At 44.2% G+C, this 16304-nt stretch carries 19 protein-coding genes; 9 read left to right on the top strand and 10 right to left on the bottom strand.

Annotated elements, in window-relative coordinates:
- On the top strand, positions 1-114 hold a 114-nt coding region (locus tag FTU44_RS11125; RefSeq protein ID WP_180050720.1), incomplete at its 5' end, for a transposase.
- A 373-nt stretch (positions 115-487) separates the two neighbouring features.
- On the top strand, positions 488-1036 hold the full coding sequence (locus FTU44_RS11120; protein WP_171294118.1) for a 1-acyl-sn-glycerol-3-phosphate acyltransferase: 549 nt from the start codon (positions 488-490) through the stop codon (positions 1034-1036).
- Positions 1037-1114: 78 nt separating this feature from the next.
- On the opposite strand, the gene FTU44_RS11115 is transcribed toward FTU44_RS11120, so the two are convergent.
- The 3 genes from FTU44_RS11115 to FTU44_RS11105 form a co-directional block, all read right to left on the bottom strand.
- Complete coding sequence (locus FTU44_RS11115) at positions 1115-1435, bottom strand: hypothetical protein (protein ID WP_005096317.1); 321 nt, start codon at positions 1433-1435, stop codon at positions 1115-1117.
- 134 nt (positions 1436-1569) lie between these two features.
- Complete coding sequence (locus tag FTU44_RS11110) at positions 1570-2331, bottom strand: 3-oxoacyl-ACP reductase (RefSeq protein ID WP_180050718.1); 762 nt, start codon at positions 2329-2331, stop codon at positions 1570-1572.
- A gap of 99 nt (positions 2332-2430) precedes the next feature.
- Positions 2431-3165, bottom strand: a complete 735-nt coding sequence (locus tag FTU44_RS11105; RefSeq protein WP_100328797.1) for a sulfite exporter TauE/SafE family protein — start codon at positions 3163-3165, stop codon at positions 2431-2433.
- A 246-nt stretch (positions 3166-3411) separates the two neighbouring features.
- Between FTU44_RS11105 and FTU44_RS11100 the strand changes: the two genes are divergently transcribed.
- Complete coding sequence (locus FTU44_RS11100) at positions 3412-3630, top strand: hypothetical protein (RefSeq protein ID WP_005171910.1); 219 nt, start codon at positions 3412-3414, stop codon at positions 3628-3630.
- Between the two features lie 93 nt (positions 3631-3723).
- Here FTU44_RS11100 and rsmD read toward each other — a convergent pair whose 3' ends face one another.
- Both rsmD and mrdA read right to left on the bottom strand, forming a co-directional pair.
- On the bottom strand, positions 3724-4281 hold the full coding sequence (gene rsmD, locus FTU44_RS11095) for a 16S rRNA (guanine(966)-N(2))-methyltransferase RsmD (protein ID WP_005096323.1): 558 nt from the start codon (positions 4279-4281) through the stop codon (positions 3724-3726).
- A 1-nt stretch (position 4282) separates the two neighbouring features.
- On the bottom strand, positions 4283-6334 hold the full coding sequence (gene mrdA / locus FTU44_RS11090; protein WP_074383064.1) for a penicillin-binding protein 2: 2052 nt from the start codon (positions 6332-6334) through the stop codon (positions 4283-4285).
- A 238-nt stretch (positions 6335-6572) separates the two neighbouring features.
- On the opposite strand from mrdA, the gene FTU44_RS11085 reads away from it, so the two are divergent.
- From FTU44_RS11085 to FTU44_RS11070, 4 genes are all read left to right on the top strand, one after another.
- Positions 6573-7091: a hypothetical protein gene (locus tag FTU44_RS11085; protein WP_005096326.1), complete on the top strand. Its 519-nt coding sequence runs from the start codon at positions 6573-6575 to the stop codon at positions 7089-7091.
- Between the two features lie 65 nt (positions 7092-7156).
- Positions 7157-8473, top strand: coding sequence for a hypothetical protein (locus FTU44_RS11080; RefSeq protein ID WP_005096327.1), 1317 nt, complete (start codon positions 7157-7159; stop codon positions 8471-8473).
- A gap of 75 nt (positions 8474-8548) precedes the next feature.
- Positions 8549-9208, top strand: a complete 660-nt coding sequence (gene adk, locus FTU44_RS11075; protein WP_005096329.1) for an adenylate kinase — start codon at positions 8549-8551, stop codon at positions 9206-9208.
- 86 nt (positions 9209-9294) lie between these two features.
- Positions 9295-9510 (top strand): hypothetical protein, encoded by a 216-nt coding sequence (locus FTU44_RS11070; protein ID WP_100534398.1) that lies wholly within the window; start codon positions 9295-9297, stop codon positions 9508-9510.
- A gap of 117 nt (positions 9511-9627) precedes the next feature.
- Here FTU44_RS11070 and nth read toward each other — a convergent pair whose 3' ends face one another.
- Both nth and FTU44_RS11060 read right to left on the bottom strand, forming a co-directional pair.
- Complete coding sequence (nth, locus tag FTU44_RS11065; RefSeq protein ID WP_005096332.1) at positions 9628-10341, bottom strand: endonuclease III; 714 nt, start codon at positions 10339-10341, stop codon at positions 9628-9630.
- A gap of 4 nt (positions 10342-10345) precedes the next feature.
- Positions 10346-11137 (bottom strand): RnfABCDGE type electron transport complex subunit B, encoded by a 792-nt coding sequence (locus FTU44_RS11060; protein ID WP_005096333.1) that lies wholly within the window; start codon positions 11135-11137, stop codon positions 10346-10348.
- Between the two features lie 347 nt (positions 11138-11484).
- On the opposite strand from FTU44_RS11060, the gene gdhA reads away from it, so the two are divergent.
- The gene (gene gdhA / locus FTU44_RS11055) at positions 11485-12828 is read left to right on the top strand and encodes an NADP-specific glutamate dehydrogenase (protein WP_074383062.1); all 1344 of its coding nucleotides are present in this window, start codon (positions 11485-11487) and stop codon (positions 12826-12828) included.
- A 65-nt stretch (positions 12829-12893) separates the two neighbouring features.
- Here gdhA and FTU44_RS11050 read toward each other — a convergent pair whose 3' ends face one another.
- The 3 genes from FTU44_RS11050 to rlmH all read right to left on the bottom strand — a co-directional run bounded on the left by FTU44_RS11050 (position 12894) and on the right by rlmH (position 15169).
- Positions 12894-13667 (bottom strand): META and DUF4377 domain-containing protein, encoded by a 774-nt coding sequence (locus FTU44_RS11050; RefSeq protein ID WP_218949992.1) that lies wholly within the window; start codon positions 13665-13667, stop codon positions 12894-12896.
- Positions 13668-13799: 132 nt separating this feature from the next.
- Positions 13800-14576: a class III extradiol ring-cleavage dioxygenase gene (locus FTU44_RS11045; RefSeq protein ID WP_005096339.1), complete on the bottom strand. Its 777-nt coding sequence runs from the start codon at positions 14574-14576 to the stop codon at positions 13800-13802.
- Positions 14577-14686: 110 nt separating this feature from the next.
- Positions 14687-15169, bottom strand: a complete 483-nt coding sequence (gene rlmH / locus FTU44_RS11040) for a 23S rRNA (pseudouridine(1915)-N(3))-methyltransferase RlmH (RefSeq protein WP_005096341.1) — start codon at positions 15167-15169, stop codon at positions 14687-14689.
- Between the two features lie 151 nt (positions 15170-15320).
- On the opposite strand from rlmH, the gene FTU44_RS11035 reads away from it, so the two are divergent.
- Positions 15321-16268, top strand: a complete 948-nt coding sequence (locus FTU44_RS11035; RefSeq protein ID WP_180050712.1) for a M28 family peptidase — start codon at positions 15321-15323, stop codon at positions 16266-16268.
- Positions 16269-16304 lie beyond the last annotated feature (36 nt).

Raw genomic sequence — 16304 nt, 5'->3', positions numbered from 1 at the left:
AACTTTTTTGCCAAGCTCAAGCAGTATCGTGCTATTGCCACACGCTATGATAAATTGGCTCAAAACTTCTTATCAGCGATCTACCTGGCTTCAACAATCATTTGGCTTAATTGATGACACGCCCTAGAATCTTCCTGAAATTTATAATGTGGATTCAGTATAAAAAGACCCTCGTTTTTGCCATATCCCAAAATTAGGAGGTCAAGAGCTTTTTAATGCATGGATCCTTTAAATTAGAAAGAAATTTCTATTGATATTGGGAAGCAATCTGAACTATCCGTAAATTGATGTATGAGATAAGTTCAAGGTGGAAAAAAATAATCAACTATTCATTTAAAAATTCCAATTATACAAATATAGATTAATTGTTTATTTATTGCTCATAGAGCACTATCTATATTTGCCTAGGTTGCTAAAATTCGCGCAATTTTGAATAGAATTGGTGCGTGACGTGTTTGAGAAGTTAGCAGAACAAAGTCTGAACATGATGGGTTGGGAAATTGATAATCACTGGCCACTAGATTTAGAGCAATGTGTCATGATTGCTGCTCCTCATACCAGTAACTGGGATGCACTCTATGCGCGTCTGGCTTTGAAAGCGTTAGGTGTGAATGTTCGCTTAACCATTAAAGACAGTTATATGAAATTTCCATTGGGGCCTTTTGTACGGGCGATGGGCGGAATCGGGATTGACCGTCGACCTAAGCAGCCGGGTGAGCCGCGTCCGAGCATGGTGCAGGTGATGACGGATTTATTTAAGACCCATCCCAAACTGGTCATGCTGGTCACACCAGAAGCAACACGTGCCAAACAGGAACAGTGGAAAACCGGTTTTTATCATGTTGCGATCAATGCGGGTGTGCCGATTGCTTTGGCTTATATGGACTATGCCAAGAAAAAAACTGGCGTAGGTAAAATTGTTTATCCGACAGGGGATTATGAAAAAGATATGGCGGAAATCATGGCATTTTATGCAGATATTCAGCCAAAATTCCCTGAATGTTTCAGTGTCGATCAGCGTTATTATCAGAATTAAAATTGCGTTGTAAAAAGAGCAGGGTATTTTCCCTGCTTTTTTATTGTCTAAGAATTAAGAATATCAGACAAATACTACTTAGTTTTCAGAAGCGGGTAAAATTCCACCGAGGCTTTGACAGGCACTTTTATACAGCTCATATTGCTGTTGCACAACTTCCGATAAGGGAATATCAAATAACTTTTCACCTTGGTGATAATGCTCGATATACGCTTCGGCCTTAGATTTTGTGCTATAGAGCGAATGCTGATAATAATCGGTCATGCTGGTATGCGACATCTGTGACATCTCGATCTGGGAGCACTGGAAATTTTGCAGCAGCTGTTCCGATTTTTTCAGATCGCTAGACATACAACCTGCCAGCAATAAGGTACTGAGCAATGTCGTGATAAATTTCATAGAAAATAGACAAAAGGTTTTATGGGAACACCATATTGTAGAAGTAAAATCCGGTCACAAAACCTTTTTAATCTACCAGATGGTCAAAAAATAGAACAATAGAATCTAAAAATCCCGGTCTATTCTCTGGTCAGTTAACCTTTAACCAAGCCGCCATCCACAATCAGGTTTTGTCCGGTCACGGCACGTGAATAAGGCGATAAAAACATCAGGATTGCAGCAGCAAACTCTTCTGGTGTAATCACGCGGCGTAAAGGAGTTGATTGAGCAATTAGATCAAAAACAAAGTCTGGTGTGGCTTTACTGGCATCTGTGGTTTGTAACAGGCCGCCAGAGAGCATATTGACGTTAATACCATATTGTCCCAAATCCTGCGCCGTAGTGCGGGTAAAGGCCAATAAAGCCGCTTTTGCTGCGGTATAGTCATGATAAGGAACCACCGGATTTTGCACTAAGTTTGTGCCGATATTGATGATCCGGCCAAAACCCGTGTGCTTCATATCATCTAGTGCGGCTTGCGTGGTATTGAGGGCAGCCTGTACTGCACCACTGAATTGACGTGACATGGTCTCCCAAGTTAAATCTTCAACCTTAGGACGATCATCCCCATTAAATTCAAACTGAATCAGCGCATTATTGACGACCGCATGAATCGCTTCCCCGAAATGGTTTTTTGCCGCAGCAAATAAAGTCCGTACCTGATCAGCCTGAGTGACATCGGCCTGATAAATAAAGACCTGCTCGGGATACTGCTGCACAAGCTGTTCGGCGGTTTGCTGACTGCTATGATAATTGACGACGACGCGAGCACCTTCTGCCAATAGGGCTTGAGTAATCGCCAAGCCCAAGCCACGTGCTCCGCCGGTAACGAGAACAATCTGATCACGAATCTGCATAATGATGATCTATATTACGAAATATTGGCCCTAACATAGCAGTTATGTCAGCGGATTCAAGCCTGAGGCAAAGTAAACCAACTCTGCATGAGATTGGGCTTAAATGAATTGGGACGCTATAAGAAAACAGCCGGCGCTGAACAGCAAACTTAGGATAATACGTTTAAACAGCAGTTCAGAAATTTTATAGAAGAGTTTTGCCCCTAAAATGGCCGGAATACTGACAAAAACTATTAACACTGCCATATAGGGTAAATGACTTTGATCGATCATACCTTGCCATAGATAGGTACCGAGTGCGAAGACCTGAACTGCAAAATTAAAATGCCTCAAGATATAGCGTTGCTGGGCTTTCGGGAGTTGTTTCAACATCACCCATGCTGAAGGGACGGCTCCACAAAAACCACCAAGTCCGCCTAATATTCCACCCATCAATCCGATACTACTGTCGGCTATCTTTCCCGAGCGCTGAATGGTTTTGATGTGTGGATTGAGCAGCATCAGCGGAGACCAGAGCACCAGAAAAATGCCCAAAACCAGTTTAAATGTATCAGCTTGGATGATGTGCAGCAGGTAAGTGCCGAGCGGTACGCCAATCAGACCCGCTACTAAATAAGGCAGTAGCCACTGTTTAGATAATATGGGTGGTTTCTGTTCCTGCGTCAGTGAAATTAAATGACTCCAGATGGAAGCAAATACCAGCAAGGGCGCTGCCAGTTGCGGAGCCAATACCCAGACCCAGAATGACATGGCAATCAGGGCAAAGGCAAAACCGGTCAGCCCCTGTACGAAACCAGCGACCATTGCACCAAGAATAAATAACAGCCAGGTCATAAAGGTAAAGTCAGAAGGAAAGGCAGCAGTATTCTAAAGATCAGGGCAAAAGCCAAGCTTTTTAGTTAGCTGTATTTATGCAAATTAAAGTTCAAATGTGCGTAAAATATTAAAACGAAAATAAGGAATGAGTTTTTTATTCCTGCATAAAAAATGCATAAATCACTACAACAGAGCAACAATGAGTTCGTTTAGTCTCCATGAACTCGCCTGATACTGATAGGGTGCAGTAAAGAGATTAGGGACATGATTAAAAAAGCGATTTTACTTTCTGTATTGGCAGTGTCATTAACTGGTTGTGTGGTTGATCCATGGGATGATGGTTCTCGTGATCACCGGGATCGCAACGGACATTATGATCGAGACCACAAGGATCGTGACTGGAAAAATCGGGAGCATAGAGATCATCGGGATTGGAAGCGTGACAGAGGTGATAACCGTGATTGGCGCCGTGATCGTGACTAAAATGATTCTCGCATCTTTCAGTTTGACTATGTATTGACAAAAAAGGATTCCACCGCGGAATCCTTTTTTAATGGGTCTTAATTGTAACTTTATTTAAGAAACACTTTTTTGATAAAGCCCTGCACGCACTGTGCCGGCTTTGGTATTTTTAATGAGTCGCCATGACGCTGGTAATTTAAGCAACTGTAGATCACGGTCTGCTTCCACATAAATATAAGCATTATTTTTCACCAGATGATCCGCCTGTAATGCCAGCTCTTCCCATAAGTTCAGGCTATACGGTGGATCGAGAAAAACCAGATCAAATTGTGTTTGCAGGCTGGTTAAAGCTTGCTGCGCCGTTGCTATTTTCAATTGGGCGCGTGCTTTGGTGACTTGTAATAGTTCAAGATTCTGGGTCAGGAATTGTGCCTGAGTACGATCCGGTTCAATCATGACGACTGAGGCCGCACCACGCGATAAGGCTTCAAAAGCCAAGGCACCAGATCCTGCACAAATGTCCAAAACCTGTGCATTTTGTACGTCCCACATAAGCCAGTTAAACAGGGTTTCGCGTACTCGATCAGGCGTCGGGCGTAAACCCTCAATGCTGGCAAAAGGTAGTTGACGACGTTTCCAGTCACCCCCAATAATTCGAAGTTGGTTTTTCATTTTAGTCTCGTTCTACCGGTGTGGGAGCAGGAGGCGCTACAGCTGGAGCAGCTGCATTTGCAGATGGATTGGTGGCAGGATCTGGTGGCTGAATATTGGCTGGAGCTACAGTTGCTGCATCTTGACTCAACATGCCTGCACCACTTGGCAATTCAGCAGGCTTGATTCCGGCTGTCATCAGACCACCACTGAGCTGATGACCTTGCGGGCGTACCGGCTTCTTATCTTTATGCAGCAACCAGTAATCAAAAATCGGACGAGCCAGCACAGTGGCTGCACTACCGCCACGACCATTTTCCAGAATGACCGCAATCGCAATTTCAGGATTTTCAGCAGGTGCAAAACCGACAAACAGGCCATGATCCAGCTGACGGTCGGTCAATAAGGATTCATTATAACGCTTGCCTTGAGCAATGCTCTTCACCTGAGCTGTACCGGTTTTACCTGCAATGGAATATTGTAAGCCACTTTTGATGCCTCGGCCTGTACCAGATTGAATCACGTCGACCATGGCATCACGCATCTTGATCCAGTCTTCTTCCTGACCATTAAAATCGATCTTGCCGTGGGTACCATTATGTACCTTGAACGCTTTGGCACCGCGACTTTCACGTAACACATGCGGAATGACTTTATTGCCATGGTTGGCGGTAATGGCCGTTGCCATGGCCAGTTGTAACGGCGTTGAAGTGAAAGCCCCCTGACCGATACTCACCGAAATAGTTTCACCACGTAACCATTTGGCGTTACGGGTACGCATCTTCCATTCCGGGTTCGGGTACAGTCCTGAGCTTTCACTTGGTAAGTCCACGCCGGTTTTTTCACCAAAGCCAAACTGACGCATCCAGGTGTTCATTTTCTCAATGCCCATGCGGTAGGACATGACATAGAAATAAGTATCACAAGAAACGACCTGAGCTTTGTGCATGTTGACTGCGCCATGCCCGGATTTTTTATGGTCACGGAAGCGGTGACTATCGCCCGGCAGACTGAAATAACCCGGATCAGAAATAGTGGTATCCCAGTCCACCAGACCATAATGCAGGCCGCCCAATGCAAACATCGGTTTAATGGTCGAACCAGGAGGATAAACCCCTTGTACGGCGCGGTTATATAAAGGTTGATCCAGATTATCACGCAGATCACTATAATCTTTATGACTGATACCGGTCACAAACAGATTTGGATTGAAACTTGGACTGGAAACCAGCGCCAGAATTTCCCCAGTTTTCGGATTCATCGCCACAATCGCGCCACGGCGTCCAGCCAGTTGCTCTGAAGCCACCACCTGCAAACCATAATCCAGTGACAAGAACAGATCATTACCGCGCACCGGATCCTTACGGCCCAAATGCCGTAGCACATTACCAAAAGCATCCGCTTCTACCGATTCATTTCCTGGCACCCCATGCAGAAGTTCTTCATAGGATTTTTCTACCCCGATTTTCCCGATCAGGTTGGTCCCGGCATAAAGATCCTTGTCAATGGCTTTGAGTTCTTTGTCATTAATCCGGCCCACATAACCAATCACATGGGCAAACAGGTCGCCATGTGGATAGTAGCGGGTCATCTGGGTTTCAATATTCACGCCCGGAAACTGGTACTTTACTTCACTAAAACGGGCAATATCATTTTCATTTAGGTTGAGCTTGATCGAAACCCGTTCGGTTCTACGTGCTGTTTTAATCCGGCTTTGGAAGCGTTCAATATCTTCTTCGGTCAGCTCCAGAATAGGCTTCAGACGTTCCAAAGTCTGGTCAATATCCTGCACATCGGCGCGGCTTAAAGTTGCGGTAAATACCGGGTAGTTATCGGCCAGCAATACGCCGTTACGGTCATAAATATAACCGCGCGCTGGAGGCAGAGGTTGCAGACGAATCCGGTTTTGGTCAGAAGCGGTACTGAAGGTCTCGAAATTAAAGAGTTGTAAATAAGCATAGCGGCTGACCAGCAGCAGCATAAAAAAGATGACGATTCCAACAGAAATCCATACTCGACTACGATAGATGCGCTTTTCTTGTTGTGCATTTTTTAAAGGAAAGTGCTGCTTCATACGCGATCGACTTGAGACCTGAGGAAAGGAGGAAAGAATCAAAGTGGAATATTCTAACGCAACTGGACTTGATTTGATAATGAAAAACTGCCATTACGATCAGTTCCTTTAAGCTTTGACTTTGCAGACATGAAAATTGTAAAGTGCTGTATATAAGAGTTGTGATAATTCTGATACAGTAAAATCGAATAAAAATAGGACTATACCAAAAACTATAATTAAGGAAGATGGTGAAGGAATGAACAAGGTTTACCCTTTGTTGGCGTTTGCATTGTGGGCGAACGGGGCCTATGCACATGATCAAATCAATAATACTGCAGATAAAGTAGAAGCTACTCAGGCAAAAGCCTTTAATGTTGGGGCTGGTTTTACCCGGAAGCTGGTACATTTAAATACTGAATGGGTTAATCCTTATGGGATTGCTTATGTGAAAGGTGGGGTTTTTCTGGATGATGATCGAACGATAGGGGGACAAGTAGGCTTTCGTTATCCTGCACATCTGACCGGCAAGGATAAAAATGGGTATTATGTCGGAGGCTATGCGGGTCATATTGAAAGCAAACGCGTCGACAATGAATACAAGGCCCGCTTAGGTGCTGGAATTGATTTGGCCTATGTTTTGTTGAGTTCAGAGCGAATCAGCAGTTTTAGTGTCGGCATTGGTGCCGGAGAGAAATTTGAAGATCGAAATGGTCGTGTGGTGGCCGAAACTGAACCGCGACTACAATTTTCCTATACTTTAAGTATCGGTTTATAGACAAAATATTTGACCTTATAAATATGTGTATTCTGTGAACAAAAAATTAAATATGGAACTTATGCATGCTTGAGTACGTCAACGAATTGTGGCAAACCTTTGTGAATCGCCCGGATTTTTGGGCCGTGCTCAGCATTATTCCGGTGACCGCATTTGTAACATGGGCTCACGTCTGGATGGCACTGAAAATGGTGTTTTATCCGATCAATTTTTGGGGTGTCCATCTCGGTCCTGTACCTGTCGGCTGGCAGGGGATCGTGCCACGCAAAGCTGGCCGTATTTCAGGCATTATTACCGATAACACTTTGTCTAAATTGGGTTCTATTCGCGAGTTTTTAGAGGCGATGGATCCAGATGATATGGCACGGATCATTGGTGAACAGGTTGGTTTTGAACTTGAACATCTGATTGATGAAGTGATGATGGATCGTAATGCAGTCCTTTGGGAAAACCTGCCTTTTGCCATCAAACGCAGAATTTATGCACAGGCACAAAAACAAATGCCGGCAATTTTGCGTGAATTGGTGACCGAGCTGACCATGAACGTCGAGTCACTTGTCGATATGCGTGAAATGGTGGTCAGCCAGATGGAAGGTGACCGTCGGTTAATGGTGCGCATGTTTCTGAAAGTGGGCCAAAAAGAAATCAATTTTATTTGGCATATCAGTGCACTCATCGGCATGTTCTTTGGTATTTTCCAGATGATTGTCTGGTTCGTGGTGCCGTGGCACTGGACTGTCCCGTTCTGGGCTGCCATCTGGGGCTTTTTGACTAACTGGATTGCGATCTGGATGGTATTCAACCCGCTCTATCCGCATCCGGTAAAGTACCCGCAATTCTTTAGCCGTACCACAAGTCGCAAGTTTCCATGGATTAAACCTGTCATTCCGCGTATTGGCACCTATAACATACAAGGCGCATTTATGAAACGTCAGGATGAAGTCTCTGATGTTTTCGCAAGTGTAGTCACAGAAGATCTGATTACGTTAAAATCGATCATGACCGAGATGATGTATGGCGGGAAAAAAGACAAAACCCGCCGCATTGTCAAACGTCATATTAATGAAATTATGGAAACACCCCTGGTTCGGACCTCTTTACAGCTGTCTTTAGGGCCAAAAGAGTATGCAAAACTCAAGACGGACTTGATCGATCGCTCGATTGAAATTACGATGGTGCCTGTATGCGACCCAGCATTTAATGCGAGCCGTGCACAGAAAATCTATCAAATGTTTAGAGACCGCATACGCGAGTTGACTCCGAAGGAGTTTCAGAATCTTTTACGTCCTGCATTTCAGGAAGATGAATGGATTCTGATTTTATTGGGTGGGGTAACCGGTTTTGTCGCGGGTTTAATCCATTTGTTTGTGGCTTTCTTATAATGAGATGCCGGGGGACACAATCGGGCGATTGTGGTCGTGGCGTCATACATATTGTTTAAATGAGGATGTTTATATATGCGCATTATCTTACTCGGACCACCTGGAGCAGGTAAAGGTACACAAGCTCAGTTGATCTGTAAGCGCTACAATATCCCACAAATTTCAACCGGTGATATGCTCCGTGCTGCAATTCGTGAAGGAACTGAATTAGGTCTACAAGCTAAAAGTGTCATGGACAATGGCGGTTTGGTTTCTGATGAGTTGATCATTGGTCTGGTCAAAGAGCGTATTGCGCAACCTGATTGTGTAAATGGCTGTATTTTTGATGGTTTCCCGCGTACCATTCCTCAAGCAGAAGCTTTAGAAAACGAAGGTATCAACATCGATCACGTGATTGAAATCGATGTTCCAGATGAAGAGATCGTACAACGTCTTTCTGGCCGTCGTCAGCACCCGGCATCTGGCCGTGTGTATCACATCGTTTACAACCCGCCAAAAGTGGAAGGTAAAGATGACGAAACGGGTGAAGATCTGGTTCAGCGTCCAGATGATCTGGAAGCGACAATTCGTAAACGTTTAGGTTCTTACCATACTGAAACTGAGCAACTGGTGGGCTTCTACCAAGGCCGTGCAGCATCAGGTGAAAATGCACCGACTTACAACAAGTTAAACGGTCTGCGTCCAATCGATCAGGTTCAGACTGAGCTTTTCGCGATTCTGGATCAAGCAAAATAATCGGCTAACGATGATTTTGACAATCGAAGAGCCCTAAGTCATATTAGGGCTCTTTTTTATTGCGTATTTGAACAGGTGCTGTGGCTATGAAATTTGGCGTGTTGGTGTTAATGATTATATTTCTGGCAGTGTTGGTGGGTCTGTTCTATATGAGTTTTAAAATACTGAATAAAGTACGTCAGGAAGAACGTGCAGAAAATGCAGCCAAGCATCCACAACGCCAGTTGCACCCGAAATTGCAGGCGGAGCTTGAACAGCGCAAAAAAGAACAGGAACAGGCTGAACACGATCAGAATAAATAATTCGGCATGCTTTAGTGGAAGCTGAGTCCAGTTTTAAATAAAAGCGGTATGTTGAAAATTGTAGAAAAGGTGAGGTATTGATCACCTTTTTTTCGGTCTTAGTTTAGTTCTGCAATTCTATTCAGAAATAGCGATATTCTTCACTGCAATTGCGCGCGCTGCACCAAATTCAAAACGATCAGGCCAGTTACACACATCGGCGACCACACATTCATGACATTTCGGTTTACGGGCAATACAGCAATAACGGCCATGTAAAATCAGCCAGTGATGAGAATCAATGATAAATTCTTTCGGAATCACTTTGACCAGTCGATGCTCAACTTCAAGCACATTTTTACCTGTAGCCAATCCGGTACGGTTACCAACCCGGAAAATATGTGTATCCACCGCCATGGTCGGTTGACCAAAGGCAGTATTCAGCACCACATTGGCCGTTTTCCGTCCCACACCCGGCAAGGCTTCCAGATCCGCACGATTATCCGGTACCACGCTGTTGTGCTTCTGAATCAGCATCTCACAGGCTTTAATTACGTTGACTGCTTTTGAGTTATATAAACCAATGGTCTTGATATATTCCTTTAAACCATCCACACCGAGCGCATAAATCGCTTCCGGTGTATTGGCGACTGGAAACAGTTTGTCCGTGGCCTTATTCACGCTGACATCGGTGGCTTGGGCAGAGAGCGTTACTGCCACCAGTAATTCAAAGGGATTGGCATAATTCAGTTCGGTTTTCGGATTGGGGCGCTGTTCACGCAGGCGTTCAAAAAAGGTCTGAATCTGTTTTTTGGTCATGTTTTTTACAGGTTTTGTGCTCGCAGTGGTCATGTACTTATCCCTGTAAGGTCTGTAATTTTTCAGCTAATTCTGTCAGTTGCAGGCGTTTGCTGGCATCTTCACGAACCGAAAGCTGTTTTTCCAGCTTTTTAATTTGGGTGCGTAGTTTTGCCAGTTCAATCGTGGTTTTAGAATCTAGCGTAATTGGAGTATTCGCCGGCTTATTCACGACTCCAATCACAGGAAGCTGCTCATTTAAAGCAGAGAACTGGGCAAACAGGGCAGTATTGATTTCTGCACGGACGACTGGGCCCTTACGGTCAGTACGGCGTTTTTCTTCACGCTGGATATGCGCATAATAGCGCTGACGTAAATCGTCCTGTTCAGCAATACGCTGTGCTTCAGTCGGCAAAGGCTGTGGGTCTTCGACCAGATCGATACAGTCAACCGGACACGGTGGAATGCACAGTTCGCAACCAGTACACAAATCGGTCAGAATGGTATGCATCAGTTTGCCGGCGCCAATAATCGCATCGACCGGGCAGGCGCTAATACATTTGGTACAGCCAATACATTCATCTTCACGAATTACGGCTTTGATGCGCTGCGGGCGACCGTCGGCTTGAATGGGCCAGACACTTTCTTCTGCCACAAGTTCAGGACGATTTAATAATGCAGCCAAAGCATCGGCAACAGGCTGTCCGCCTGGTACACATTTATTGGCATTTTCACCCTCAGCAATCGACTGGGCATAAGGTAAACATCCGTCACGATGACCACAGAGTCCACATTGGGTTTGAGGGAGTAAAGCATCAATCGATTGGACCAGAGAAGTTGGCGAATTCATGAATAACCAGAGCTGCTCATGCTGAGCTTTGCAGTAAGTGAAACAAAATATGTCGAGTTATGCATTTTAACATATTTTTAAACTCCTAAGTCGTGCGCAATTAAGGGTCAAGTTATGCCTTATTATTAAGCATAAATCTGAATCTAAGCCTTGATTCAATTGGCATTTCCTGACATAGAAAAAATATTCATAATCAATATAAATATTTGTTATCAAATTAATTTTAAAGTATTTTCAAAAAAAGTATTGTAGATTAGTTACAAAAGATATTTAATATTTTGCGCCAAAATTTAACATTGATTGTAAATTTGACCAATTTTGATCCATTTTCTGCTGAGGATTAAGCGTTGAAATACAACACACTTAATGAGTTCCTAGATTACGTAAAATCACGTGATGCACACCAACCAGAATTTCTTCAAGCTGTCGAAGAAGTGATGACCAGTTTGTGGCCATTCATTCAAAAGAATCCACAATACGCAGCACATGGTTTGCTAGAACGTCTAGTTGAGCCAGAACGTGCGATCCAGTTCCGAGTTTCTTGGGTAGATGACCAAGGTCAAACTCAGGTAAACCGTGCGTTCCGCGTACAATACAACTCAGCGATCGGTCCATTTAAAGGTGGTATGCGTTTCCACCCTTCAGTGAATCTTTCAATCCTAAAATTCTTAGGCTTTGAGCAAACATTTAAAAATGCTTTAACCACACTTCCTATGGGTGGTGGTAAAGGCGGTTCTGATTTTGACCCTAAAGGCAAATCAGAAGGCGAAATCATGCGTTTCTGCCAAGCTTTAATGATTGAGCTATATCGTCACCTGGGTGCGAACACAGATATCCCTGCAGGTGATATTGGTGTGGGCGGTCGTGAAGTGGGCTATATGGCTGGCATGATGAAAAAATTAAGTAACGACACTGCATGTGTATTCACCGGTAAAGGTTTAACCTTCGGTGGTTCATTGGCGCGTCCGGAAGCAACGGGTTACGGTACTGTGTATTTCGCTGAGGAAATGCTCAAGTCTCGTGGCGAAAGCTTCAAAGACAAAGTTGTCGCAATTTCAGGTTCTGGTAACGTTGCGCAATATGCTGCTGACAAAGCGTTGTATCTGGGCGCGAAAGTGGTTTCACTTTCTGACTCTGCGGGTACGGTTCACGTCAAAGACGGTTTCACTGAAGCATTGCTTGCTGAAGTGATGGAACTTAAAAACGTAAAACGGGGTCGTATTTCAGAATTTGCCTCTAAACATGGTTTTGAATATCTGGAAGGACAACGTCCTTGGGGTATTCCATGTGATATCGCACTGCCATGCGCGACTCAAAACGAACTGGATGCGGAGGATGCTGAAAAGCTTCTCGCAAATGGCGTGATCTGTGTCGCTGAAGGTGCAAACATGCCTTCAACCTTGGCTGCTGTAGAGAAATTCATTGAAGCGAAAACGCTTTATGCGCCAGGTAAAGCATCAAATGCAGGTGGTGTTGCCACTTCTGGTCTGGAAATGTCGCAAAATGCATTGCGTTTAGGCTGGACCTTTGAGGAAGTTGATGAGCGTTTACATGCGATCATGAAAGAAATTCACCGTAACTGCGTAAAATTTGGTACCAAAGAAGACGGTACTGTGAACTATGTAGACGGTGCCAACATTGCAGGCTTCGTAAAAGTGGCTGATGCAATGCTTGCTCAAGGCGTATTCTAAGTCTGATTGAGTGTCGCTTTAAAAAAACCGAGGCCATAGCCTCGGTTTTTTTATGGATAGATATTTTATAATGAACCTTTCACGGCTTCGCGCTCGACTGCCATGTCATAAATATAAGCATATTTAGATTGATCTGCCGCAGGGTTCTTAATTTCAAAACGTTTTAGCCGAATAATCTGGCGTTCATTCGGTGAATGCTGAAAACCTTCAATCTGGTCATAGAATAATGTCCAGTCCTTATCGACCTGGGTCTTCAGACCGTTTTGATCATATTTAACCTGTTTAACTTGCAAGCAGCTTTGCTGAGCCACACCGGTACATGATTTTGTATCTGGGGAAATTTCCAGAAAAATTGTTTCAGCTTGCCCCTGATATCTGGTTTCCGGAGTCATTTTCCCGGTAAATTCATATTTTTGACCATCGGCAGCGGAAAGCGTTAGGGTCGGCTGGTCAAGGTTCGTGGTATTGAGCGCAAAAGGAATTGCACGTTTTTGTAAAAGCTGGCTGACAAAGCGTTCCTGTTGCATCAGTGCGGTATCGCAGGCCATTTCGGTTCCTATGACTTCGCTGGTGCTGATAATATTATCTTTCACTGACCAGTTTGTACTGAGTCCATTACAGCCCGTCACGGCACTCAGGCGGCCTTGAGTATCGAAACTGAGCACGATTGGCCGTTCCAGCCCGCGATCTAGTTGCCAGTGGTAGGCAGAAAGAAGCTGATTTGCACTTTTTTGTTGTAGGGTAGCCACTGTACGATCTCCAGCCTGCTGGATATCACCCGACTGACAGGCTGCAAAAGTTAAAGGTAATAATGCCAGTACAATAAATTTTAATTTCATGGATTTATAATAAAGAACAAAGAATTGAAATGATAACGGATGCATTTCTAAAAGATATGGATACATATCGCAGATTTTGGTTGCAAAATGTATCCAAATTTAAAAGTTAAAATTTTGAGTTTTCAATCAAGATTAATCGAAGCGGTAGACATCCATGCCGAGAGAACCCATGCTAAAACTGCTATGCACCAGACTAAAGCGGCTTCCGGTCCCCATCGCAAAGAAGATCGGGGCAAAATGCTCCAGTGTTGGATGATTACGCGCCATGTGTGGAATATTGGACCAGTCCAGTATCGCATCATAATCGCTATGGGCCAGTTTATGGACGACAAAATTGCGGAAATCTGATGCCCATACCGGTACATCAGCCGCCGTTCCATCCCAAGACAGTTCACGTAGGTTATGCGTGATACTGCCTGAACCAATCAGCAGGATTTGCTGCTCACGTAGCGGTGCCAGACTTTGACCAATTTTATAGATTTCATCGGCACTCATCGACATGGGCAAGGAAATTTCAACCACTGGAATATCCGCATCCGGATACATATGCAGCAGCGGCATCCATACGCCATGATCACGTGGACGAGTACTATTGGCATGTGCAGCAAAACCGGCATTGGCCAGCAAACCCAAGATCTGCTCGGCCAGTTCAGGATTTCCTGGTGCAGGATAGCGTAATTGATACAGCTCTGGCGGAAAACCACGGAAATCATGCCAGGTCTCTGGTCGAATACCGCTACTGACTTCCAGTGCCTCACTTTCCCAGTGCGCTGACATGATAATAATCGCTTCCGGGCGTGGCAGGTTTTCGCTTAAACGATGCAAGGCAGGACCCACTTGCTCAGGATTCAGCGCCAGCATAGGAGAGCCATGAGAAATAAATAAGCCGGGCAACGTTTGTAAGTTCATAAGTCAAACCACATCTAGAAGATGTCTCAATAATGCATTAAAAATAGCGAAAAAAGCAGGAGGAATTATTCAACAAAACGTTGCATAAACAGAACGCTTCAGCAACGTCATTAACCTGCACGATGGTAGGGATGGTTATGGTTAATGGTCATTGCACGGTACAGTTGTTCAATCAGCATCACCCGAACCATGGGATGGGGAAGTGTGAGCTTAGACAGGGACCAATGCCATGCAGCAGCTTTACGTACTGCTTCCGAATGACCATCTGGCCCGCCAATCGCCAGTACCACATCATTGCCTTCCAGCATCCAGCCTTTCATGGTTTCAGCCAGTTTTTCGGTACTGAACTCACGTCCACCCACTTCTAGCGCAATCAGGATTTCGTTCTGCTTGAGTGCATTTAAAATGCTGTCACCCTCAATATTTCGATATTTCAGGATATCCGCTTCAGAATCGTTTTTGCCGCGCTTGGCCATGGGCAGTTCAATAATCTGGGTCTGTACAAAGGGCTGAATACGTTTGAAATAATCTTCAAAACCAGTCAGCACCCATGCTGGCATTTTTTGACCAATGGTCAGGATACGGATTTTCATACAGACAGATCAATAATTGGATACTTCATTATAACGATCAAACAACACGAAGTTGAGTCAGGAAACAAATTGAAATTGAAATGAAGGATTTAGTGCTGCTTTAATGTCCTGAGTTCAAGTCTCCGCTTGATAAAGGAATGGATAATAATAAATGCGGACTAAGGTCATCATAAAAGGATGTTGTACTTTGCTGCTGTTGGTCACCGGTCTAATCGGCTCAAGTCTCAGTACCGCCAATACCAACACACGCGCTCAAATTTCTCATCTGGAATTGTTTTTCAGCCAGATCATGAGTGTCGATGAATTTCGAAATTACAAGAATGTTAAAGAACTGAACCGAGTGTCTGCATGGATTAAAGGACAGATGCAGCGTTTTGGCATTCCCTGTCAGTTTCAGGTCTATGTAGTTAATAGCCTAAGCTATCGAAATGTCATTTGCCATTTAAATGCTCAGGCCAAAACCAAAATGGTCATGGGCACGCATTATGATGTCTTTAGTGATCGATATGGTGCTGACAATAATGCTTCGGGAGTGGCAGGTTTACTGGAAACCGCAAGATTATTGGCCTTGCAAAAATCCAAGCTCAAACATGAGATCGAATTTGCTTTTTATACCTTGGAAGAGCCGCCTTTTTTCAAGACAGAACATATGGGCAGCTATATTCATGCCAAGTCGCTCAAGAAACAAAAGCAAAAACTGAAAGGTGTGGTGATTCTGGATTCAATTGGCTATTTTGATGAAAATCTGGTGCAGACTTATCCGGTGGGGTTGAAATGGATTTATCCAGATCATGGGAACTTTATTGCCGCGATTGGTCATTTGACCTCGACTGGCATGACCGGAGATTATTGTACTGCCATGCAAAGTCTTAACCGTCTGGAATGTCAACGTTTTATCAGTCCAACTTTTGCTCAGGATATGAATTTTTCTGGTTATCTGAATTATGCCAAATTCAATTATTCGACCATGTTAATTACCGATACGGCGCATTATCGTAACCCTTATTATAATACTGAGCTGGACACCTTGGATAAACTGGATCTGAAAAAGATGACCTATGTGATTGATGGGCTGGTAGCGATGGCCTTGCAACCTTAATCAATTTCTTTACACAATAAAAAACCCTGCCGGAGC

It is taken from the genome of Acinetobacter sp. YH12105 (assembly GCF_013419095.1).
Taxonomy (GTDB): domain Bacteria; phylum Pseudomonadota; class Gammaproteobacteria; order Pseudomonadales; family Moraxellaceae; genus Acinetobacter; species Acinetobacter pseudolwoffii.
The sequence above is the reverse complement of the archived record's forward strand: the minus strand, read 5'-3'. Positions and strand labels throughout refer to the sequence as shown.

Coding starts and splice junctions, on each gene's coding strand:
- FTU44_RS11120 (WP_171294118.1), top strand. CDS start 488: ATGGGTTGGGAAATTGATAATCACTGGCCACTAGATTTAGAGCAATGT.
- FTU44_RS11115 (WP_005096317.1), bottom strand. CDS start 1,435: ATGAAATTTATCACGACATTGCTCAGTACCTTATTGCTGGCAGGTTGT.
- FTU44_RS11110 (WP_180050718.1), bottom strand. CDS start 2,331: ATGCAGATTCGTGATCAGATTGTTCTCGTTACCGGCGGAGCACGTGGC.
- FTU44_RS11105 (WP_100328797.1), bottom strand. CDS start 3,165: ATGACCTGGCTGTTATTTATTCTTGGTGCAATGGTCGCTGGTTTCGTA.
- FTU44_RS11100 (WP_005171910.1), top strand. CDS start 3,412: ATGATTAAAAAAGCGATTTTACTTTCTGTATTGGCAGTGTCATTAACT.
- rsmD (WP_005096323.1), bottom strand. CDS start 4,281: ATGAAAAACCAACTTCGAATTATTGGGGGTGACTGGAAACGTCGTCAA.
- mrdA (WP_074383064.1), bottom strand. CDS start 6,334: ATGAAGCAGCACTTTCCTTTAAAAAATGCACAACAAGAAAAGCGCATC.
- FTU44_RS11085 (WP_005096326.1), top strand. CDS start 6,573: ATGAACAAGGTTTACCCTTTGTTGGCGTTTGCATTGTGGGCGAACGGG.
- FTU44_RS11080 (WP_005096327.1), top strand. CDS start 7,157: ATGCTTGAGTACGTCAACGAATTGTGGCAAACCTTTGTGAATCGCCCG.
- adk (WP_005096329.1), top strand. CDS start 8,549: ATGCGCATTATCTTACTCGGACCACCTGGAGCAGGTAAAGGTACACAA.
- FTU44_RS11070 (WP_100534398.1), top strand. CDS start 9,295: ATGAAATTTGGCGTGTTGGTGTTAATGATTATATTTCTGGCAGTGTTG.
- nth (WP_005096332.1), bottom strand. CDS start 10,341: ATGACCACTGCGAGCACAAAACCTGTAAAAAACATGACCAAAAAACAG.
- FTU44_RS11060 (WP_005096333.1), bottom strand. CDS start 11,137: ATGAATTCGCCAACTTCTCTGGTCCAATCGATTGATGCTTTACTCCCT.
- FTU44_RS11050 (WP_218949992.1), bottom strand. CDS start 13,667: ATGAAATTAAAATTTATTGTACTGGCATTATTACCTTTAACTTTTGCA.
- FTU44_RS11045 (WP_005096339.1), bottom strand. CDS start 14,576: ATGAACTTACAAACGTTGCCCGGCTTATTTATTTCTCATGGCTCTCCT.
- rlmH (WP_005096341.1), bottom strand. CDS start 15,169: ATGAAAATCCGTATCCTGACCATTGGTCAAAAAATGCCAGCATGGGTG.
- FTU44_RS11035 (WP_180050712.1), top strand. CDS start 15,321: ATGCGGACTAAGGTCATCATAAAAGGATGTTGTACTTTGCTGCTGTTG.